The organism is Planctomycetia bacterium (assembly GCA_021413845.1).
Taxonomy (GTDB): domain Bacteria; phylum Planctomycetota; class Planctomycetia; order Pirellulales; family PNKZ01; genus PNKZ01.
Window position 1 is genome coordinate 1 of record JAIOPP010000079.1, and the last position, 21,942, is coordinate 21,942.

Consider the following 21,942-nt stretch of genomic DNA (forward strand, 5'->3'; position numbering starts at 1 on the left):
ATAGCGCACCGATCCGGAGAGCCAGGCCGAGTTGTTCATCGGCCTTCGGGTCTACCGATTCGCCGCTCTCTTGAAACGTTCCCACCGGGGTATAGCCCGTGCCGGTCACTTCGATTCGACGCCGGTCCAGCACGTAGACGCACACCGTCATTTCGTTCTTGGTCAAAGTCCCGGTCTTATCGGTGCAGATGACGGTCGTCGCACCGAGGGTTTCGACGGCGGGGAGCCTGCGCACCAGCGCGCGCTTCCTCGCCATGCGCTGCATTCCTAACGCCAGCGTCATCGTAGCCACGGCGGGAAGGCCTTCAGGCACTGCGGCGATGGCCAGCGAGAGCCCGATCTCCAACATGTGCCAGAAATCGGTGATACCCCGCAGCCACCCCGCCGCGACGATGATCGCGCACAGAACCAGCACGACTAAGATGAGTATCTGACCAAGTCTCGCCAGTTTTTGTTCCAGCGGGGTATCGCGCGTCGTTGCCTCGTCGATCAGCGTGCCGATCTTTCCTACTTCCGTTCGCGCGCCGGTGGCCGTCACCAACATTCGCCCGCGTCCCTCCGTAATCGTCGTACTCAGGTATGCCATATTGATGCGGTCACCCAGCGCGGCGTCTTCGTCAGCGAGCTGTTCGGATGACTTAGTCACGGCGTGCGACTCGCCCGTCAGTGCCGCCTCTTCGATTTGCAAACGGACACTCTCGACGATGCGACCATCGGCCGATACTCGCGCTCCGGCCGCTAAGATGATCAGATCTCCCGGCACCAACTCCGCCGCCGGAATTTCGCTCTGTCTCCCGTCTCGAATCACATGGGCAACCCGCACGGCTTGTTTTTGCAAGGCGGATAGCGCCTGCTCCGCTTTCCACTCGGTCAAAAATCCGATGGCGGCGTTGATGATGATGACGACCAAGATCGCGATCGCCTCGATGATGTCGCCCATGGCGAAAGCGATCGCCGTGGCCGCGACCAGCAAAGCCACGATGAGACTTTGAAACTGCGCCAACAAGATATCTAAGGTCGAGCGCTGCTGAGCTCGGGCCAAAGTGTTGGGGCCATGCTCCGACAGCCTCCGGACGGCCTCGGCGCCGGAAAGTCCGCGCGTCGGATCGGACTTTTGCTGATCCTTCACAGCTTCGACGGACAGGGTGTGCCAATTGACTTCGTCGATTCGCCGTGGGACATGACCGGCGTTGGAATGACCGCGCACTTCGTCGGGCTGACTATCGTTCATGCCGTTTTATTTCCAAACGTTATGTCGCGGCCGGTCGCACCGTCGGATTCCTCGCGGTGTGACGGCTATCATAGCGTTAGGTCCTGTCAGGCAGTGCTTGCCGTTCGATGGAGCGTGCGGAATCATCCGTCGCGCCGTATATTTATCGCTGTCGATGAAGTCGACCCTTCCGTCATCCTCTCGGGTGGAGTCGACATGTGGAGCAAATACGTCTTGTATCCGCCGCCCAGATTGGAAACGTCGAATCCCGCCTGCAGCAAGATTCTCGTCGCGAGATATCCTCGTTGTCCGACCTGACAGTAGGTGACGATCGGCCTCCCATGCGGCAGTTCCGCTAGCCGGCTTCGCAATTCATCGATCGGAATGCTAACGGCGCCCGGAACGTGTCCGCCGGCGTACTCGGCCGGTGTTCGCACGTCGAGCACGAACGGCTTGTCCGCCGCGTCGTCGAGCGTCTCCCAATCCGTTTGCGGGTGATCTCCGCGGAGCAGGCCGCTTGCGACGAATCCGGCCATGTTGATCGGGTCTTTGGCGGAGCCGAACTGCGGTGCGTAAGCCAGTTCCATTTCTTCCAACTCGAACACGGTCAGGCAGGCCTGAATCGCCACCGCCAACACATCGATCCGCTTGTCGACGCCCGCACCTCCGACGGCTTGCGCACCCAACACTCGCCCCGTCGTCGGGTCGAAGATGAGCTTTAGCGTCATCGCTTCGGCACCGGGATAGTATCCGGCGTGATGTGCCGGATGGATGTAGATCTTACGGAACGGTTGGCCGTTTCGGCGGAGTGATTTTTCCGACGCGCCGGTGATCGCCGCCGTGTGATCGAAGAAGCCGAGGATCGCCGTTCCCTGCGTACCTCGGTACTTCATCGAACGACCGCAGACGTTGTCGGCGGCGATACGGCCTTGCCGATTGGCGGGGCCGGCGAGCGGCACCTGCGTCGGCGCGCCGAGGACGAAATCTGCGACTTCGATCGCATCGCCGACGGCGTAGATGTTCGGATCGCTCGTCCGCAGGTATTCATCGACTTGAATTCCGCCGCGCGCACCGACCTTCAGACCCGCATCGATCGCCAGTTTGTTTTCCGGTCGAACTCCGACTCCGAAGATCACTAATTGCGCCGGGAGTCTTTGGCCCGAGTTCAAGCAAACGACGAGCCCTTCCGGCGTCTGCTCGACCGCCTCGGCCGAGCATCCCAGCAGTAAGTCGATTCCTTTGCTCGCTAACCCTTCGACGATGGGCGTCGTCATCTCCAGATCGAACGGCGCCAGAATCTGTCCGTTTCGCTCGACGACGGTCGTCGCTATGCCGCGACGGACGAAGTTCTCCGCCAGTTCCAAGCTGATGAAACCACCACCGAGGAGAACGGCTTGCTTCACGCCCTGGTCGACGTGCATTTTGATCCGATCCGTGTCTTCCAGGTTTCTCAGCGTGAAGACCCCGCGCAGATCCAGGCCGGGAATCGACGGTCGATACGGGGCCGCACCGGTTGCGAGAATCAGTTTGTCGAATGACTCGTCGTACTGTCGACCCGATGCAAGGTCTCGAACTCGAACCGTTTTCGCCGAACGGTCGATCACGTCGACCGACGATAGGGTTCGGACATCGAGTCGAAATCGAGTCCGGAGCAACTGGGGCTTAGCGACTAGGAGCTTTTCTCGGTCCGCGATCTCGCCGCCGATGTAGTACGGCAAGCCGCAGTTGGCGAACGACACATCCGGCCCGCGCTCGAACAAGATGATCTCGGCATCCTCCGACAGTCGCCGAGCACGAGCTGCCGCGGAAGCTCCGCCTGCCACTCCACCAACGATGAGCAGTTTCAAAATCAAGAATCCTTTAGTACGAACAGCCGTTGCTCTTATCCAGATCTCGATCGAATCCGTGTCGTCCATCTCGCGTCGAACTCAGCCTGATTCGCCAAGATCCTGCCGATACGCCAGAAGTCGCAGCGAGTTTAAGATGACGACCAACGTGCTTCCTTCGTGAAACACGACGGCCGGTCCGATGCGAGCGAATCCGAGCGTGGTTGCGGCGCTCAGTACGACGATCGTCCCCAGCGCGATCACCAAGTTTTCGGCGATGATCCGACGCGCGCGGCGCGACAGACCAATCGCAAACGGCAGTTTCCCGACATCGTCTCCCATCAGCGCGACGTCCGCGGTTTCCAGCGCCGCGGCCGTTCCGGCTCCTCCCATTGCGATCCCGACGGTTGCGTTAGCCAGCGCCGGAGCATCGTTCACGCCGTCGCCGACCATCACGACTTGGTCGTGCGTCTCGAGGAGTTCGCGAATCGCCGCGACCTTGTCTTCCGGCAGCAAGCCGGCCCGAATGTGGTCGATGCCGATTTCTCGACCGATCGCTTCGGCCACTCCTTTGTTGTCGCCGGTCAACATGATCAGCGTTTCGATCCCCAACTCGCGCAACCGGTTAAGCGTCTGCCGAACGTGCGGGCGCGGAGCATCGGCCAGCCCGACGGCCCCGAGCCAGCGCCCGCCGTGACGAACGACCATCACGCTTCGACCACGCTGTTGAAGGTCCGCCACCATTCTGTTCAGCACCTCGGGAGCGGCCGCCGGCTCTCCTTCAAACATCCGCAGGCTGCCGATCTCCACGACTTTTTCTTCGACGGTCGAACGCACGCCGCGCGCCGTCACGCTTTCGACGTCGGAAGTCTCCGGCAGTTCGATATGATCCGCCTCAGCTCGCCGCACGACCGCGGCGGCCAACGGATGCTGCGACCGCCGCTCGACCGCCGCCGTAATCCGCAGCAACTCCGCTTCCGAGATGCCGGCCATCGGCAGCAGATCGGTCACTTGCGGCTTGCCGGCGCGGACCGTTCCATCGACCGGGATCCGCTGAGCCGGGTGGACGATCACCGTCTCGCCGAGAACTTCTTGCTCGATTCCGTCTCGTTGCACGATCGCCTTCGCCGGCGCGAGATCGGAGAGTGCGCGAATCGCATCTCGGGCTCGTCCGAGGGCGTAGTGCTCCAGCGCATGCGCCAGGGAGAACAAGAACAACAGAAACGCACCTTCCACCCATTCTCCCATCGCCGCCGCCCCGACGGCGGCGAGCAACATGAGCAGGTCGATGTCGAAGCGAAAGCTCCGTTTAATCAGTCCTCCGAATAGATGTCGGAGGAGGTCGAAACCGCCCGCCAGGTAGGCGGCGAGGTAGAGTCCGATCGCGACTTGATGAGGAATCCCGAATCGGTTCTCACCGACCCAAGCCGCAGCGAGCAGCAGGCCGGTCGCCAAGCTCATCACGAATTCTCGGTTGCGACCGATCCAGCCGTCGTGTTCGTGATCGTGTTCCGGCTCGCGCGGCGTTCGGCTTGCGTAGCCCAGCTCTTGAAGGGCAGCTTGCAACTGAGCTACCGAGGTGTGCGAGCGCTCGAACTCGACTCGTACGCGCTGCGCCGGAATGCTCGCCGAGACGCCGACCACGCCGGGCATCGCCCGGAAGGCGGCTTCGATTCCCGCGGCGGCATCTTCCGCCCCGACGGCGCGAAGCTCGAGCAGCGCGTGACCGTAACGATCGTGGATCTCGGCGCCGGCGGATCGGGCGACCCGCTCGACTTGCGCTAAGCTGAGCACGTCCGGATCGTAGTGCAGACACAAGCTCGCCGGACGACCGTCGTCGTAAACGACATGGCCGCGCGTGATGCCGCGCTCTCGGCCGAGCCGTGATTCGAGTCGGGCCACGCATGCGTCCCGTTCGTCCGGGAGGTCAGGCAGCACCAAGCGCAGTTCGATGCGAGTCTTCTCGGTCATCGTGAGTGCTCTAAACCTCGATCGAGACGGGAGCCGCGGGGGAAGTCGAAGCCAGCGCCTTGAGCGCTTCATATCCCGTCGGCGGAACGATCTGCCAGGGTACGAGCGCCACTCGCTGGACCGAACTGCGTACGCGCTCGATATGCTTAAGTTCTTCGGCCGCTCGTACTGCCAAGAGCGCATCGCGTGGCTTGGCGGCGGCCAGCGACGAATTGATCACCCAAGCCCACGGCTCGATTCCCGCGCGCCGCAGATCGGCCTCGAGCGACTCCGCTTCCAAGACCGGCGTCGTTTCCGGAAGCGTGACGATCAGCATCTTGGTCTGCTTGGGATCTTGAAGCTGCATCATCGGAGTGCGCGCATGGACGCCGGGGGCCAAGTTGCGAACCACGTCCCGGTGATATGCTCCGGTCGCATCCAGCAACAGCAGTGTGTGGCCCGTCGGCGCGGTGTCGATCACGACGAACTTCTTGCGCGACTCGTGCATCACACGGGAGAACGCCTGAAACACGGCGATCTCTTCCGTACAAGGAGATCGCAAATCCTCTTCAAGCAATGCCTTGCCGGCGGCATCGAGGTCCTTCCCCTTGGTTTCGAGCACGCGCCGCCGATAGTTCTCGCTTTCGACATGCGGATCGATGCGACTCACTTCGAGGCCGGCCACGTTCGACTCGACGGTCATCGCCAGATGCGCCGCCGGATCGGTCGTCGTAAGATGGACCGCATGACCGCGCGCAGCCAGCCCCACGGCGATGGCGGCGGCGATCGTCGTCTTGCCGACGCCTCCTTTGCCCAAGACCATGACGAGCCCATGTTCGTCGCGCTCGATTTCGTCGATCAACTGAGCAAGCCGCGGCAACGCCGGGGCTGCACGCTCGGTTCGATCACCGGCCTGCGCTTCAACCGCGATGGCTGGTGCCAGCAGCGCGCGAAGCGCCGCGACACCGACGAGATTGCGCGGCTGAAGTGCGACCTGCTCGGTCGGAAGCCCGGCCATTAGTTTCGAGGTATGAGCCAGCGCGTCCTGCTCGCGGGCGATCATGGCTTTGGCCAAGGGATCGTCGCTCCCGGTGTCGGGCATCACCCCGTTGACGATGAGTCGCTGGTTCTTAATCCCCAGGGAAGCCAACTCGCCGCTGGTCCGTTCGGCTTCCTTCAAGGCGCCGAGTTGGGGCCGAGTGACTAAGACGAACGAGGTATGCTCGGCGCTTGCCAACTCGGCGACGGCCTGCGAATAGCGCTCGCGCTGCTTCGCTAGGCCGGAGAGAGGCCCCAGGCACGACGCTCCGCTTTGATTGTCTTCGAGAAAGTTCGACCAGGCGGTCGGCAGTTGCAGCAGTCGCAGCGTGTGTCCGGTCGGAGCCGTATCGAAGATCACGTGCTCGAAGCCGGCGGTCGACATGCCGCCGGTCAGTAGCTCGGTGAACTCGTCGAACGCCGCGATCTCCGTCGTGCAGGCTCCGGAGAGCTGTTCTTCCATTCCCTTGACGACCTCCGGCGGCAAAGCATTTCGTACCGGTCCGACGATCCGATCGCGATACGCTTGCGCCGCGGCTTCGGGATTGATATTGAGAGCGAAGAGTCCCGGAACGGCGACGATCGCCGTCGGCACCACTTCGCCGATCTCCACGCCGAAGACTTGCCCCAAGTTCGAGGCGGGATCGGTACTCACCAAGAGCACTCGCTTGCCCCGATCGGCTAAGGCTACGGCGACGGCACAAGCCATCGAAGTCTTGCCGACACCCCCTTTGCCGGTGAAGAACAGGTTACGCGTCGGGGTGTCTAGGAACTTCATGATGCTCATCCTTGTAAGTAGATCGAATCCATCGGCGAAGAGTTCTCGACGATCCGTTTCCGTAGCGATTTAGCAACTCTTCGATCCGCTGCAGCAACCGCCCGGCCTGTCGACGACCTGAATTGCGACGGGAGGGTGAACGGGCTCCAGCCACGCCATCAACGCGTCGCGCGCGGGGTATCCGTTCTGACTGACGAGCCGACCCTCGACGACGATCGCCGGCAGGAAGTTCGTGCCTTGAGTCGACAGCAACTTGTGGATGATCGGGTTTTCGACGAACGCCGTCGGCTGCTGAGCCAAGTTGTAGCGCTCGACGCGGTACCCTTGTGATACGAGCCAGGCGAGATCGGCCGCGAATCGGGGTAACACCGGATCGATGTCCGTTCCGCACACGCCGGTCGAGCAGCACATCGGTTTGTCATAGATCTGAATCGTCTTCATGGTTCTCTCCTATCGGTCGGGATATTTCGGAAGAGCGGCGCAGGCGAATGTCGATCGCCTGGCTTGAAGGTCGTGCGAAGCGCTATAAGCTCGCGATCAACTTCTTGAGTTCCTTGAGCTTCGCCGGATGGATGCAGTAGCAGACCTTAGGCCCGTCCACTTCTCCTTGGATCAATCCGGACTCCTTGAGAATTTTGAGATGCTGCGAGACGGTCGACTGAGCGAGCGGCAGCCGATCGACGATCTCACCGCAGATGCACGCCTTGCGGCTGATCAAGAGCCGTAAGATTCGCACCCGCGCCGGATGGGCCACGGCCCACGCCAACTCGGCTAACCGCTCTGCCGACTCATCGTTTGGAAGCGCTACGGCCTCGTCGTCGCAGCATTTCATTTTGGCTTTCCGCACGGCCGCCATTGATCGATATCCCGGATTACAAAATCGTCTATCTACGATAAACGATATCGGCGAAACGCAACGAATCAAGTAGATGATCCGCCGGGACCTTTGCATTTCGTGAGCCGTAATCTCCAAAATCGAGATTTGTGGCGGCGAACGCCTAAAGATTACTGCGGCCGAGTGCTCTGTGACCGGATTGCACTGTGCAATCTCGCCACATGTATGAGCGTAATCGCTCGTACGTCCATTGGCAGAGTCATCCGGATAAGACTCCGTGTTCGTGCATACGGAATCGTCGCTTAGGTTCGTCGCTCGCAAGTTTTGAATATCGCAGCGTATGGCCGGACAAGTCGGAAGGTGACTTTGATCCTTCTCGAAATCATCGCGGTATGAATCCTGACGATTCGGCCCCTATATCGGAATTCGACGGATATTGGGTTGAGCGGCACGACAAGTGCCCTAACTACGGCATCGGCGCGAACTCTTCGCATTACGTCAGTGGCCGCTGCGATGAGTCGTACTAGGACCATCGCTTTTTCAGCGACACCATCTCTCGCGGACGCGCGATTTCTTCTACAGAGGCATGTGCCATGATCCCTACCGCCATCAGTATCGTCGGAGCCGTAATCCTCCTGTTGGACGCGTTCGCCATCGTGAGCGTGTTGCTCGGGAGCACTTCGGTGATGCGCAAGCTGATGTGGATCGCCGTGATCCTCTTGCTGCCGTTCGTCGGCATGCTCCTTTACTTCCTGATCGGCCGGAGCGTCTTCGACGCTCAGGTGTGAGAGGGACCGGCATTCATGACGTCGACCTCAGACTCTTCAGCCTAAGAACAGGAGCAACCTCGTGCCTCATCACCACCACAAACATGCGTTCGTTTCGCCGACCGCACCCGCTCAAACATCGAACACCACGCCAACCGTCGAAGGCGAGCAACCTTGCGACGACCGACCGATGACTGAAGAGGCGATTCGACTCTGCGCTTATCGCAAATGGGAGAGCGCCGGAAAGCCGAGCGGCGACGGCGTCGAGTTCTGGTTGGCAGCCGAGCACGAGTCGGCGACGGCACAATAAGGCTCGCGAGTCGAGGACTCTGCGGGCCAAGGTGCTCCCCGTATTCGGTTGGCGCACGAGACGTTTTCGTCATTATCAAATCAAGGAACGAACCCATGCGTCGAATCACCATCTTTGCGCTGCTTCTCGCCGGCTCTTTCGCCGCGCTCGGTTGCGAACAAAAGTCGCCGCCGACTCCGGTCCAGGACACGGCTGATCAGAAGGCCGCCGAGGCGAGGGCGAAGACTAAGGAAGCGGCCGACGCGACCGTTGCGGCTGCCCAGGCTAAGCGAGACGAGTACGCCGGCGCGATGCGAAAGCAGTTGGACGAACTCGACGTTAAGTACGCCGAGTTGAAGGATCGCGCCGCGAAAGCAGAAGATGAGTTAAAGAAGGACCTCGACAAGAAAGTCGCCGCGGCCAAGGTGAAGCGGGATGCCGCCGCCGAAAAGCTCGAAGAGCTTAAGACGGCGAGTGCCGATCGGTGGGAGAAGATCAAAGACGGGGTCGGCAATGCGTTCGACGATCTCAAGAAGGCCTTTGAGTAGTCGCGGCGTCAACGACGCATCACGATCGGCCCGAACCAACGAACAGCGAAAGAAGAACTCCATGCACGGCTTCGTGAAAGACATCGAAAAGCTCGCCGTCGAGAATACTGACTTTCGGCGCGTGCTCTACACGGCTAAGCACTGCCAACTCGTCCTGATGGCACTCAAGCCTAAGGAGGAGATCGGGGCGGAGGTCCACAAGCTCGACCAGTTCTTTCGCGTCGAGGCGGGCAGCGGCGAAGCGGTTCTCGATGGCGTCCGAACGGCGATTCGGGCCGGCTTCGCGGTCATCGTGCCGGCAGGAGCGAATCACAACATCATCAACACGGGCGATGTTCCGCTCAAGCTCTACACGGTTTACTCGCCGCCGAACCATCGCGACGGCGTCGTCCATCCGACACGCAAAGATGCCGAGGCCGACGACGAGCACTTCGACGGCAAGACTACGGAATAACGCCCCTACGGATTGCGCGTCGGCGAACGAACATCATTGAGGCTGAAGGAGGTCGCCCGCCGGCTCGTGGCCGACGCGACGCCGACTTCGGATTCTTGCAGGAGAACGCATCATGCTTCGCTGGGCTTTGATCTTCTTGTTGGTTGCGTTGGTAGCGAGTGCTTTGGGCATGTGGGGACTCGGCGGAATCGCGATGGAAATCGCTCGAATTCTCTTCTTCGTCTTACTGGTTCTCTTGATCGTCTCCCTGATCAGCGGGCGACGAGGGCCGGTCAACTAGCTCTCCGCACCGAAACAGCTCCGTTCGACGATTCTACCGGCGGCTTCCGAGTCCGCTCCGGAGCCGGCACGCAATGCGTTCGAGCAGCGAGCCCCTATTTCGGCATTACTTGGCATATCGATCGAATTCGTGCGGGAGTCGCCGGCGGCGCCGGTAGGTTGAGATTTACCTCGCGAAAGTGCGTTTCGAGAAGCCGTAGTCACTCGATCGTTACTGCCCAGATCAGGCACGCCCACGCGGGGCGCCCGGCCCATTTCGCCGCACGCAACGACCACCACAAAGTCATCGACATCGGCCGCGAAGTCGTCGGCCGGCGCGCAGTTTGCGATGCATTTGGCGGTCAGCGTTACGTCTCGGCGAGTGAAGGGTGCCGCAGGGAAATCAAGGTATTTAATCCTCGGCAGCTACGCGATGCTCGACAAGATCGGGGCCGGCGGCATGGGTCAAGTGTTTAAGGCCCGGCATCGTCGTATGGATCGCTTAGTGGCGATCAAGATGTTGGCGACCGTAATGAGAACGGATACCAGACGGACAACTCGTGCAGGGACGACATCTACTTGCTCGGATGGTTTCGATGTCCGCAGGGGGATACCACCGACTAGCACAGTGCTAAATCGAAGTCGGAGACATTCGAACCGCTTCGTGCAAGATCCGCACGGACGACGGACTGGCCGGGACCGGAACATCGACATGCTCCATGAGACGGCTCCATTCCTTCCCTAAGTGGAGGCCGATTGACCTCACATCTGTCCGACGAATCGTGGCTAAATGAAAATGAGCGAATCCGCACGGGGATGGGATCGGAAATGGCATCAGCGGCCGAAGCTCGGTTCAAATGCGGCCGCTTCGTGGCGTGAATGTGCGGGTTTGAGAGCGAGCCGAAACACGGCATATAACCTGCTCTTAGTAAGAGGACTCCGCAAGCCGCGAACTATCTCGGCTAGTTTACAATCTTCACGCTAAGCACCGCTGAGGTATTCGGAGAGGCACTTTTTGCTGCCATAGCACCAGCCGAACTCAAGCAGGCTTCGCTGTGCCGCAGGGACCGACACAAAAACCTGAGAAGATCGACTTCAACCCACCCCACGTCCGGTGATCGCCGACGAGAATCGAATCCACGAACGTCGAAAGTAAGATTTGCTGGGACTTAGTCAAGAATCGCGTTTTCGCCGATTTCGCTGGTGGATCGTCGCTGCGGCGCTCATCTCCTTGGTGCCGGCGGTCCATTGGGCGCTCTTGTCCCTGCGCACCAGTGCCAACAAGGATACCGATTGGCTGCCGCCGACGAACTCGGAGATCCGGCAACTCACTTGGTTTCACGGGCTGTTCGAGGGTGATGAAGTTCTCGTCGTCAGTTGGGAAGGATGCACGCTGGACGACCCGCGTCTCGATGCCTTGGCCGAAGCGGTCGTCGAGCCGCTACCGGGTATCGAGGATCGTACGCAAGTTTGGTTCTCGTGGGTTCGGACCGGACGATCCGTCTTGAACGAATTGACGACGGAGCCGTTGTCGCTGACTCGCCGGGAAGCGTTGCGACGCATGGAGGGTTGGACCGTCGGTCCCGACGGCCGTCAGAGCTGCGCGCTGTTGAAAGTGAGCGCGGCGGGAAAGAACGACCGCCATTCGGCCGTGGCGGCGGTGAAGTACGCGGCCCGAGAACGATGCGGACTCCTTCCGGAGGAGTTGCGAATCGGCGGATCGACGTTCGACAGCGTCGCCATCGACACCGAAAGCAAGGCCTCGCTCCGAATCCTCCTAGCGATATCTATGGCGGCTGCAATCGTCACGTCGATGGCGTTCATTCGCAGCCCACGACTCGTCTGTCTGATCCTCGTGACCGCCGCTCTTTGCGAAGCCTGGAGCTTGGCGATCGTTCGGCTCTCGGGCACGAACATGGATTTGGTCTTGGTGATGATGCCCATCCTGGTCGGCATTCTTGCGGTGTCGGCCTCGATTCACCAGTTGAACTACTACCTAAACGAATGCGAGCAGCGAGGCCTCGACGGCGCACCGGCTCGAGCCCTGCGTAACAGTTGGAAACCGGCGGCGTTCTCGTGCTTCACGACATCGCTCGGCTTGTTGTCACTCCTGATCAGCGACGTAGCGCCGGTCCGCAAGTTCGGCTTGTTCTCGGCGATCGGCATCGCAGTGAGTCTCGTCTTCATATTCTTTTTTCTCCCGGCCGCGCTGGAGTGTTGGCCGGCGGCGGCTCGTTCCGGTTCCCCCGGCTCACCGAGCGCCGAACGCGCACTGAGCAGGCGCGCCTACCGCAGGTCGTGGGCCCGGCTCTTCGCTCGCGGCTCCGTACGTCATTACGGCCGAATTCTCGCGATCTGCGTCCTTGCAACACCGCTGCTGATCTACGGCACGGAGCGAATTCGCACCTCCGTGAAATTGCAGGATATGTTCAGTCCGCACTCGACCGTCACGAAAAACTATCTGTGGCTCGAGTCAAACGTGGGCCCGTTGGTTCCCGTAGAAATCGTCGTCCGATTCGACGTTCGTTCGACTTCGACGCTGGCGGATCGCATGAAGCTGGTCGAACAATTGCGTACGACGGTCGATGCCATCGACAAGGTCGGGGCCACGATCTCGGCCTGCACGTTTACCCCGCCGCTTCCCGTCGGCGGAGGGGCGCGACAAGCCGCCGAACGTCGCATCATCCTACGCAAGCTCGAAGCAGCTAAACCGCGACTCACGGCGCTGCACTACTTGGCGACGACCGCCGATGCCGAGTTCTGGCGCGTGAGTGCCCGTGTCGAGACATTCAACGATCTGGACTATGGGGAGTTACTCGATCAGCTTCGCTCCGCCATAGGACCATTGATCGCCGCGGCCGACAAAAAGACCGGCGAGGATGTTGAAGTCGTCGTCACTGGAGGTATTCCTGCCATTTACGTCGTGCAGCGACAACTGCTCTACGATCTACGCAGCAGTTTCGGCGCGGCATTCCTCTCCATCGCCTTGGTGCTGAGCGTCGCCCTACGTAGCGTTCGAGCGGGGCTGGTCACGATGATTCCGAACGTCATGCCCGTCTTGGTCGTATTCGGCATCATGGGGTTGGCCGGCGTCGTCGTCGATCTCGGCTCGATGATGACCATCAGCACGGCTCTAGGCATCTCGGTCGACAACGAGTTGCATTTCTTTCATTGGTTTCGCCGATCCCTAAACCAAGGGCGAGGACGTCGTCGTGCGCTCCTCAGCGCCTATCGACGATGCGGACGCCCAATGGCGCAAACGGCCGTGATTTGCTGCCTCGGGATGCTCGTCTTCATGTTCAGCCCCTTTACGCCCGTTTCACACTTCGGCTCCCTGATGTCGTCGTTGATCGCGTTGGCAATGCTCGGCGATCAAATCCTGCTCCCGGCTCTCTTGGTCAGCCCTTTGGGCTCGTTCTTTCAGCAGCGGACCAAGACGGGCGACAATAGGCGCGAAGGAACTCCACAAACACCGACACCGATCAAAGAGTGACGGCCGGAGACCTATCACCTCGTCCTTCGAGGCACTCTCTAAAGAAACAGCCGCAACTCCGGCGGCTCGCAGCTACGGAGTAGCGAGCGATAAGTGTGCGTGTGCGACGAAATCGCACACGGCTGTGCGATGCGACACATCGCGCGGCGCCGCCTCGCTCAAACTAGTCGCCGCAAAGTCTCCGCTAACGACTTTTCGTCACAGGACGGCAAGACCTTTTGAACGGCGCTCTCCGGGCATGCGTTTTGCTTCACTCAATGAGAGAAGTACTACCGGCTCACCACAGCCGGGGCGATGGAGAATTTGACGATGTTGAAGTATCGCTTTGCGATTCCGGCCGCGATGCTCGTCGTAGCGGGCGCCTGCCTAGGAGCGGTCGATCGTTCCGCGGCAGCCGCGCCTCCTCCCGCAGCGCGCGACACGCCGCAAGGCGAATTGCACAACGTGGTGGCGAAAGTCATCTACCCTAACCGCATCGATCCAAACGGCCTCAGGGATCCGAGCATTCAGGCCGAGTTGGAGCCGGGGCCGTTTACGATTCCGAAGGGCTACGTGTTCACGAAGTTGAGGTACCACTTCGCCGATCCAAAAACGGGATTCGAACACGATAAGGTCACAGCCACGACGATTTATTCCGTGACGGAACATCGGTACGTCAGGGAAGCCAAAAACAATCCGGACATCGTCCTACCGGCAGGCGAATACAAGGTCGTCTGCGGCGGCTTGCCCGAGGCGACCGGCGTCTTGACCTACACGCTCATTCGAGAGGACTTGGTCGACCAACCCACAGTGCCGAAAGTCGCCGTCGCCGGTGAACGGATCGTCGATGTTGAAACGTGGGTGGCGACACCAAGGGTTCCCGACTACAACCCGAAGTTTAAGGCGACCTATCGCATTCGCGGCGGCACGGTGACCGGCACGATCGATCAATTGGTCGAGCCGCCGAAATACGACAACGGAGTAACTTGCGATCCGTTTCCCACCAAAGGGACCTTCAGCGGCCAAATGGTCGGTAATGTTATTACCGGCAAATGGGAAATAAAGACGGGCGCTCACAAGATGCATTTCTCGGCCATTGTAGGCAGCGATTATCCGAATCACGATCGCACCGACACATCGTCGCGAACTTCGGAAACTCGCTTAGTCCTTAATCCCGACGGGACTCTCAGCCAAAGCGAGAAGGGGTCGGGAGTATCGGAGTGGACCTGGGGTCCGACCGCACCGAAATCCATCGCGAACCAACGGAGTTCGAATCGGTACGACTTTGAGATACCGGGCAAAGACTTTCCGGAACCGCTGCAAGGAACTTGGAAAGACCGACGCTAGACGGCTCTTTCGAATCCATCAGGCCACAGTAGGAACCAATTCCCATGAATCGGACGACATCGAACGCGTTTCTACTCTCGGTGACGATCTGCCTGCTCATGGCGCCGGCCGATCTCCGCGGCCAAACACCTCGCGCCAACGACGCTAAGCCGACCTTCACCGCGGCGCAGAAAGAAGCCCTGGCCGCTCTTTATGGACACGGCGGGATCTTGATTCAGTTCGACGAGCGACGCCCGGGATCGCCCGTGACGGCCGTCGACTTCGCCGGACATCCCGAGTTTCAAGACGACTGGTTGCAGCACTTGTTGCCGTTCCCCGAACTGACGACGGTACGTTTAGCGAAGACGGCGCTCACGGATGCGGGACTCAACCAACTCAAACAACTCCCCAAGCTGACGGAGTTGATCTTAAACGATACTGCGGTCACCGATGTCGGTTTGATCAGGCTCGCCGACTGCAAAACCCTGAGTACTCTGGCGGTCAGCGGAACACGGGTGACCGAAGCAGGAACAACTGTGCTACGCCAAGCGTTGCCGCAACTCAAGATCATCACGGGGCCGCCGAAAGAGTCGACGAGACTCGCCGTCAACGACGGCTCAGCGACGATCAGAGCGGAAGGCGTCAAGCTGTTCTCGGCAGCCGAGATCAAAAAATGGCGGGAGCGGCTGACGGAACTGGGGCAGATTCCGCTGGAAACGCCGAACGGTTGGTCGAAGAGCCGTGTGGAGCCCGCCAAGTTGCTGACGGTCTTTCCGGAGTTGAAGGTGCGGGAAGGATACGTACTGCGGGCCTACCTGTTTAAGGAAGATGCGAACTCCAACGGTTTCGTCTGGGCGTTACCGGCCGATGCCGAGTTTCCGGCGCCGGATGATTGCCCCCGACTAGAATCGCACTTCCTTAAGCCACCCAAGCCCTTCGACGCGCTGGACGACATGATGGAGGTGATCGCAGGGGACGATTCCCCGGAGTCATATCTCCACGCCTCACTCTTACGTCGCGAACTCAAAGAGTTCGCGGGCGGTTGGCACGGAATCCAGTGGGGCATGAATACGGTGCTCGATGATTCACCTTGGAATCAACCACCTCGCAGCGACGAAGAATCGATGGCGATGTATCCGGAAAGCAAACCGGAAGAATGGAAATGGATCGCACCACGACCGGAGAATTGGAAACCGGAAGTGCGATTGGAAAGGGACAAAGCGATCGTGACGTTTTATAGCTACACGCCGCTCTCTTTCGAACTCGACAACGGTGAAATGGAGAAAGAACGGATTATCCGCCATATCGAAACGTATCGGCGGGGCAAATACCGACCCTTGATCGTGGAAAAGAAGCTGGCTGAAGGACCGAATGCGGTTGCGCTTTAGCAAGACACGGGCGGAATCAATCACAATTCCCCAAACGAACAGAGAGGCAATGTCATGACTTTGATCGACTGGTTACGACGACTCGGAATTCTAAGATTCGGAAGCGAATCGGGCGTGTACCACAATGCCAAGGAGCGCCCCGCGAGTTTCCAAATGGATGGTGTTTTCAATTCGGAGAAGGATGTCATAAATCTCGACAAACGTCCTGCGCCGCCGAATCAGCCCGCCGCCGATTCCCAGGCAAAGCGCAATCCGTAGTTCCGAGCGGTGATCGGTCCCCGCGAAACCGTTCCGTCTTCTAATTAATTCCCTTGCGACTTCCTCCTCAAAGGTGAGCGGAATCAGGGCGACTGATTCATTCGGCGTTTTCCGGCATAACGTGCGGCAATCCTTTTCGTCAGCAGTTGAGAACGGCAAATCAGCTTCGCTCTGAATGAGTTTCCGACGATCGCATGAGCGTCTTTTTCGACAGTGAAACAACGATGAACAAAATGCGGTTCGGAATACCTTTCCTCATCGTACTGTTCATGGCGAGCCTCGGCGCGACGCCTGCGCGGCTGCTGGCCTATTCCCCCGAGCGTGACGATTTGCTCGGGGATTACTCGGGCACGGTCGAGGTGCAGGAGATCGTCTCAGACGCTGCAGTGGACAAGGACGATTCCCTGACCGCTCTCTATCGCATCCTCAAGGGCCGGAAGTTCCAGTTGGGGATGAAGCTCACGAAACAAGACGACGGGTCGCTCGCCCTCAAGATGGGCGAAAAGGGTCAACCGTTGAATTTCGTGATTCCCGTGCGCTATGCCGATTCGGGGAGCCTAACAGGCAAGCGTCGTGAGCAACGACCGGAAGAAGAGTTGGTTGCCGATTATGAATTGATCGACGTCAGCGCGACGTTTGAGCCTGATCCATTGGACGCTACCCCGCCGCTGGATCGGCTGGTTCGACTCAAAGGCACCATCCAGTTAACGGTGCTTGAAGCTAAAGTCGAGAAAAGCCGGAAGATTCGTTTCGCTCTTACTGCAATATCGACCACCAATCGAGGACCGGACCCGAACGATCCCACGGATGACCCGCGTTTCGGCGAAGACACCGGCGCAAACATTTCCGACCTGAGTCGCGAAGTAGAGATTCATCGGTGGAAGGACGGCGCCTGGGACTTCGCCGAGTTCGTCCATCCCAACACGCGTCTCCGCTGCGGCGACAAAGTAGTCGTAGGCGAGAATAGCCACGCGCTGATTTCTTTCGCCGACGGCTCGACCCTCATGGTTCGGCCCCGACCCAACGACGATCAGGCGGCGGTCATCATCACCCTGCCGCCGAAAAGCGGAACGCAGGTCGACCTCTTGCTAGGTCGGCTCAAGGTCAACATCAAGAAAATCATCGCGGGCGAAGCCATTGAAGTGAAATCGCAGCAGGCTGTGATCGGCACGAAGGGAACCGTCTTCGAGGTTGAGGCGACCGCCGACGAAACCTTCTGCAAAGTGAGCGAGGGGGCCGTCACGGTGCGGCACCGCAAAACCGGTAAGACGATGACCGTCTCCGCGGGGCAGAAGGTTACCGTGAGCGGAATCGGTTTAGGTGCGATCGAATCCTATGATCCGGCGAAGGAGCCCTTCCCGGAACCGGACTCGACACCATCCGCGTCGCGGTACGCCCATCCGGGCGGCGTGTATATGTTGCCTCTGCCGACGGGATGGCACGTGCTGCCCGGAATGCGTAACAAAGTCGCTGATCACGGTAGCGATACTCTGAAAGACGCATCGGGAAAGCTCGTCGTCATCGTCCGTCGCCAGGCCGACACGGTGGATAAACCCGAGGTGGTCCTCCATCGCTGGCTGTCGGCAACGATGTCCGTCGACAAATCCTTGCTCGATCCGCAGTTCAACAATCTTCGCGTCTCGCGAGTCGCTTTCGGGGCGTTGAAGGGCTTACGTCTAACCTATGCAGTGAGCGGTGAACAGGTCATCTCTCGGATGGCTCTGGTGAATGAGGGCCGATGGTGCGTAATCAACACCATCAGCCCGGCGGAGTACGGCACGGCCGACTTCCCCGCCCCGATGCGCGAACTGCTGAACGGTTTGGAAGCTCTCCCGATACGCCGCAGCGAGTCTTCCGGAGACAGTACCAAACTCCTGGGGAAGCTACTCGCCCAACGGGATACGCTGGAGGGCTTAACCCGTGATTTGGGACTCACGGTCTACGAGCGAGGCGTGGTGGTCCATGATCATCGCCGGGGTATTGACCAAGTAGTACGCGTCGGCGGCGGCGAGTTTCCCCTTCTAGCCGGCGCCGAAGGTTTCCTTCGTAGGGACCCTGCTCTACTCCCTAAGCTTAGCGAAGCACTGACACCGGAGGTCACCGTATTCGATTATCGAGTCGGCGTGCAGATTTTCCGCGGCGGAGTCGCAGTGCATGATCCCCAAGAATCGCTGATCTGGCAGATGGATCATCCCCAGCGTGCGACGGAGTAGTGAAACACCGCCGCACCAAGACCGTTCCTCTCCGTTGTGGAGCGCTCGACGCATCCACCGCGTGTGTCGTCCGATTCCAGAGCAAACGCGTGTGGTTAGCAAAGAGCGCCAAGATTCGTTCGACGACGCAGAGACTCTGGGATGAGTATGGTACTCCGATCCAATTCGCCTCGGCGATTTCGCGGAATGGAGTTCGGTCGCGGTCTAATCGGCGACGATCGGGATGCCTGCCGCTCTGCCGCGCTCCAGAATCCGTTCAAGCCCCGGCAGCGCGACGATATGGAATTGCGTGCCGTTACGAAGGTTGAGCTCCAGCCCCGGCGTTTGTGCGCGGCCGAACAGCAGGAGTTGCGAAATCAACAGTGGGCTGCGAAGCAACAGGCCGGCGATCCAAAGAACGCGTCGCAGCCCCGCCGGCATTTCTCGGACGATCGGTCGAATTGAAGCGATCTCCTCGAAACGGATCGTGATGTCGTGCCGCCAAGTGACATCTCTCAAGCCGTCGGACATCAACACGACTTGGCGTACCGCTTGTCCGGCTGCAATGAACAAGACCGACGAAGCGAAACCGGCGAGCGACCACATCACCAACGTCGCGAAGCCGAAGCCGTCGAAACCAAAGTCGAGCAGACTAGCCGGCTTCCCTCGAGCGGCGACGATCAAGAGCGGCAGGGCGAAGAAGATGATGGTGAGCGCAGTGCCGATCATGTCGGCCAAGATGATGCTTGCGCGCGGAAAGACCAATGCATCGAACGCAATCTTGCGAGGCCTGGGCGGCAGCACATAAGCCAGAAGGGCGAGCAGCACAAGGTAGCGTGCAGAGCCGCGAAGTGGATTGCGAAGAGGGACCGGCACGGACTCCCAGCCGTGGTCGCTTGGGTCGAGCACCATTAGTCCGGCGATTCTTGGGGTCGAATCCTTCGTCCAGCGCAGATAAACGAATTTGCCGCCTGATGTGTTCGCCGCCGCAGAGTCCTCCGTCGCCTGCGCAGTGGCCAGCCAGTCGAGCACCTCGGCGAGCGGTGTGGTATCCAGTGTATAGAAGCAACCTTCCGCCACCGAGTCGGAGGGGACGTCTGCCGGCTGTACGCATTTCCAAACCTCTTCCCACTCGGGTCCGACGACATCCTTCACACGCCCTTGCAAATGACGATCGAGGAACACGGCGATCGGCAACATCGCACGCTCGTCCCGCAACACCGATTCGGCCAGTCGCGTCGCACCGATCGCGGCATGCGGGGCATATGCCTGCTCGTACCAGTCGGCCGGGTCTTCAACGACGACACGAACGACGGCATGCGGAGCATAGACATAGGTCGCGACGGCGGCACCGAGCAGCACCGACACGATGACGCGTCTGAGGAGTTCGATCACGGCTCGCTTCCTTGCGATACGCGATAGCGAATCGGCGAGACGAGCCACGTTTCGCCGCCGTCGCGCGAAATGACGAGTCCGTTCGGCCCACCCGCGAGAATCGTCGCGTCATCGACGACGAGCACGCAACGCAAACGTCCGAAGCCGAATCCGGACAAAGGGCGCGGCACCCAAGTTCCGATGTCTTGTCGAGTTAAAAGATCCGTGCGCGGTACGGCTGCTAAAAGTCGGCCGTTGGGGAGAGCGAAGACTCGCTCGTACGACGACAGGATGGTGTCGCGCCCGACGACTTCGAGCGGCATCAGTTCGGCATCGATGGAGGCCTTGCGAAACAAGCCGTTCATTCCCGCAACCGACAGAACACCTTGGCGATCTAACGCAGCATGGAAGGCGCCGTAGGCGAAAAAATGAAACATCCACGTGCGGCCCCGGTCGACGGAATGATAGAGCCCGCGGTCGGTGCCCAATGCCGCGCGGCCCGACGTATCGGCGGTCAGAAAATAGAAATATCGATCGCCGGCCTGACCCGGCGCACGTTGACCGCGGAATTCGGCTTCCTTCAGAGACGATTCGCGGCGCGGCGAGCCTCCCCGCGGCGTGTCGGTCGGCCAACTCCATGTGGTGCCGAAATCGGTCGAGCGCAGAAAGCCGAACGACGCCTGTTCTCCTGCGAGCCCCGCTAAGAGCGTCCCCTCACCTGCATCGGCTAGGTACGTCACGTCGTGCGGACCGTCTGGAAGCGGTACGGCGCGCCACGTTGCGGCGTTGTCGGTCGACGTGAACAGGCCTTCCGTAGTTCCCGCGAATAGCGACTCGCCCACGGACAAAAGCACCGCCGAATCGCGCCAAGGAACCTTGGGCATCGCACGCCAGTTTCGTCTGTCGTCGGATGAGACGACGATCGGCCCCGACTCCAACGCGGCAACAATTCGACCGTCGCCGGTGCGGGCCAACGAAGCGACGACCGTGCGCATGGGTATGGATGTCCACGATCCTGCCGAGGTATCGACCGCATAGACACCTTGGGCTTCCGTGCCGACCAATACTTTTCCGGAGTGCGGCAAAACGGCGGTGACGCCGAGCGAAGACGTATCGCTGCCGATCGATCGCCATGTTTTTGCATCAGTCTTTCGTTTGAAAAGACCATGACGGTGCGTGCCTGCAAAGATCTGGCCGTCGCCTGCAACGGCGAGAGTTTGCACGATCTCACAAGGCGCGAGGCCCTCGCTCTCAGACCGCCAACGTCCTTCGCCGCCTCGCCGATATACGCCGGCACCATGGGTCCCTACCCAAACGTCGCCGTTCGCGGCGATCGCCAGACAGAGTACGGCACACTGAGGAAGTCCTTCACCGGCTCGCTCCCATGTTGCGCCGGAATCGTGCGAACGAAACACGCCGCCGCTGAAGGTCGCAGCCCAAAACGTCTTGTCAGAGGCCTTCGCCAACGCCGTCACATGCAATCGCTTAAAGTCCAGCTCGACTTCGCGCCAAGTTTCACCTGCGTCGTCGCTTCGAAACACGCCTTCCGTCCAAGTCCGGGCTAAGACGGTTCGTTCGTCTACCCAACATAGAAACATCAGGCGGCCTTCGCGCGAAATCTTGCGCAGGCCTTCGGATTTGACCGGCGTCCAAGTGTCGCCGCGGTCTGCCGAGGTCGAAAGCCACGTCGTCGTGCCGACCCAGAGTCGTCCGCTCGGATCGACGTCGAGGAAATAGACCGGACGGTTCGGCAAGCCGCCGCCGACGTTGCTCCAGGTTTCTCCTCGATCGCTTGATCGATAGAGGCCGCCGCGTTCATTCGTTAAGAGGAACAGGTCGCTGCCGACGGCGCGAATGGAAAGCACCGCAGGCTGCGGCGCGTCTGCCGACATCGCGCGAGGAGTGCCGCACACAAGCGTGACGAGGCCTAACAACGCCTGCAGCCATACGAGTTTCGCACCGCTCATCTCAGCGCCTCG

Annotated in this window: 18 protein-coding genes; 10 read left to right on the forward strand and 8 right to left on the reverse strand. The window is 60.1% G+C overall.

The window, feature by feature from the left end; all coding sequences use genetic code 11:
• From K8U03_14105 to K8U03_14130, 6 genes are all read right to left on the reverse strand, one after another.
• Nucleotides 1–1,231: HAD-IC family P-type ATPase (locus K8U03_14105; GenBank protein MCE9606025.1), on the reverse strand; the 1,231-nt coding region annotated here is incomplete at its 3' end.
• A gap of 122 nt (nucleotides 1,232–1,353) precedes the next feature.
• Nucleotides 1,354–3,057, reverse strand: a complete 1,704-nt coding sequence (locus K8U03_14110; GenBank protein MCE9606026.1) for an FAD-dependent oxidoreductase — start codon at nucleotides 3,055–3,057, stop codon at nucleotides 1,354–1,356.
• A gap of 81 nt (nucleotides 3,058–3,138) precedes the next feature.
• The gene (locus tag K8U03_14115; protein MCE9606027.1) at nucleotides 3,139–5,007 is read right to left on the reverse strand and encodes a heavy metal translocating P-type ATPase; all 1,869 of its coding nucleotides are present in this window, start codon (nucleotides 5,005–5,007) and stop codon (nucleotides 3,139–3,141) included.
• Between the two features lie 10 nt (nucleotides 5,008–5,017).
• Nucleotides 5,018–6,802, reverse strand: coding sequence for an arsenical pump-driving ATPase (gene arsA, locus K8U03_14120; GenBank protein MCE9606028.1), 1,785 nt, complete (start codon nucleotides 6,800–6,802; stop codon nucleotides 5,018–5,020).
• Nucleotides 6,803–6,871: 69 nt separating this feature from the next.
• Nucleotides 6,872–7,243 carry an arsenite efflux transporter metallochaperone ArsD gene (gene arsD, locus K8U03_14125; GenBank protein MCE9606029.1) on the reverse strand — a complete coding sequence of 124 codons (372 nt, stop codon included), beginning with the start codon at nucleotides 7,241–7,243 and terminating at the stop codon, nucleotides 6,872–6,874.
• 82 nt (nucleotides 7,244–7,325) lie between these two features.
• Nucleotides 7,326–7,634, reverse strand: a complete 309-nt coding sequence (locus tag K8U03_14130) for a metalloregulator ArsR/SmtB family transcription factor (protein ID MCE9606030.1) — start codon at nucleotides 7,632–7,634, stop codon at nucleotides 7,326–7,328.
• 596 nt (nucleotides 7,635–8,230) lie between these two features.
• On the opposite strand from K8U03_14130, the gene K8U03_14135 reads away from it, so the two are divergent.
• From K8U03_14135 to K8U03_14180, 10 genes are all read left to right on the forward strand, one after another.
• A complete protein-coding gene (locus K8U03_14135) occupies nucleotides 8,231–8,425 on the forward strand; it encodes a PLDc N-terminal domain-containing protein (GenBank protein MCE9606031.1) in 195 nt (64 codons plus the stop codon).
• Nucleotides 8,426–8,594: 169 nt separating this feature from the next.
• Entirely contained in the window at nucleotides 8,595–8,714 is a 120-nt protein-coding gene (locus K8U03_14140; GenBank protein ID MCE9606032.1) for a DUF2934 domain-containing protein, read from the forward strand.
• Nucleotides 8,715–8,809: 95 nt separating this feature from the next.
• Nucleotides 8,810–9,241 carry a hypothetical protein gene (locus K8U03_14145; protein MCE9606033.1) on the forward strand — a complete coding sequence of 144 codons (432 nt, stop codon included), beginning with the start codon at nucleotides 8,810–8,812 and terminating at the stop codon, nucleotides 9,239–9,241.
• Between the two features lie 61 nt (nucleotides 9,242–9,302).
• Nucleotides 9,303–9,695, forward strand: coding sequence for a cupin domain-containing protein (locus K8U03_14150; protein ID MCE9606034.1), 393 nt, complete (start codon nucleotides 9,303–9,305; stop codon nucleotides 9,693–9,695).
• Nucleotides 9,696–9,807: 112 nt separating this feature from the next.
• On the forward strand, nucleotides 9,808–9,975 hold the full coding sequence (locus K8U03_14155) for a DUF1328 domain-containing protein (GenBank protein MCE9606035.1): 168 nt from the start codon (nucleotides 9,808–9,810) through the stop codon (nucleotides 9,973–9,975).
• A gap of 1,137 nt (nucleotides 9,976–11,112) precedes the next feature.
• Nucleotides 11,113–13,446 (forward strand): MMPL family transporter, encoded by a 2,334-nt coding sequence (locus K8U03_14160; protein ID MCE9606036.1) that lies wholly within the window; start codon nucleotides 11,113–11,115, stop codon nucleotides 13,444–13,446.
• Between the two features lie 309 nt (nucleotides 13,447–13,755).
• Nucleotides 13,756–14,772 carry a hypothetical protein gene (locus tag K8U03_14165; GenBank protein MCE9606037.1) on the forward strand — a complete coding sequence of 339 codons (1,017 nt, stop codon included), beginning with the start codon at nucleotides 13,756–13,758 and terminating at the stop codon, nucleotides 14,770–14,772.
• A 44-nt stretch (nucleotides 14,773–14,816) separates the two neighbouring features.
• Nucleotides 14,817–16,139 (forward strand): hypothetical protein, encoded by a 1,323-nt coding sequence (locus tag K8U03_14170; protein ID MCE9606038.1) that lies wholly within the window; start codon nucleotides 14,817–14,819, stop codon nucleotides 16,137–16,139.
• Between the two features lie 54 nt (nucleotides 16,140–16,193).
• Complete coding sequence (locus K8U03_14175; GenBank protein ID MCE9606039.1) at nucleotides 16,194–16,397, forward strand: hypothetical protein; 204 nt, start codon at nucleotides 16,194–16,196, stop codon at nucleotides 16,395–16,397.
• Nucleotides 16,398–16,591: 194 nt separating this feature from the next.
• A complete protein-coding gene (locus K8U03_14180; protein ID MCE9606040.1) occupies nucleotides 16,592–18,610 on the forward strand; it encodes a FecR family protein in 2,019 nt (672 codons plus the stop codon).
• 204 nt (nucleotides 18,611–18,814) lie between these two features.
• Here K8U03_14180 and K8U03_14185 read toward each other — a convergent pair whose 3' ends face one another.
• Nucleotides 18,815–19,984 (reverse strand): hypothetical protein, encoded by a 1,170-nt coding sequence (locus tag K8U03_14185; protein MCE9606041.1) that lies wholly within the window; start codon nucleotides 19,982–19,984, stop codon nucleotides 18,815–18,817.
• Nucleotides 19,981–21,930 carry a hypothetical protein gene (locus K8U03_14190; GenBank protein MCE9606042.1) on the reverse strand — a complete coding sequence of 650 codons (1,950 nt, stop codon included), beginning with the start codon at nucleotides 21,928–21,930 and terminating at the stop codon, nucleotides 19,981–19,983. The genes K8U03_14185 and K8U03_14190 overlap by 4 nt, the downstream gene beginning before the upstream one ends.
• Nucleotides 21,931–21,942: the final 12 nt, after the last annotated feature.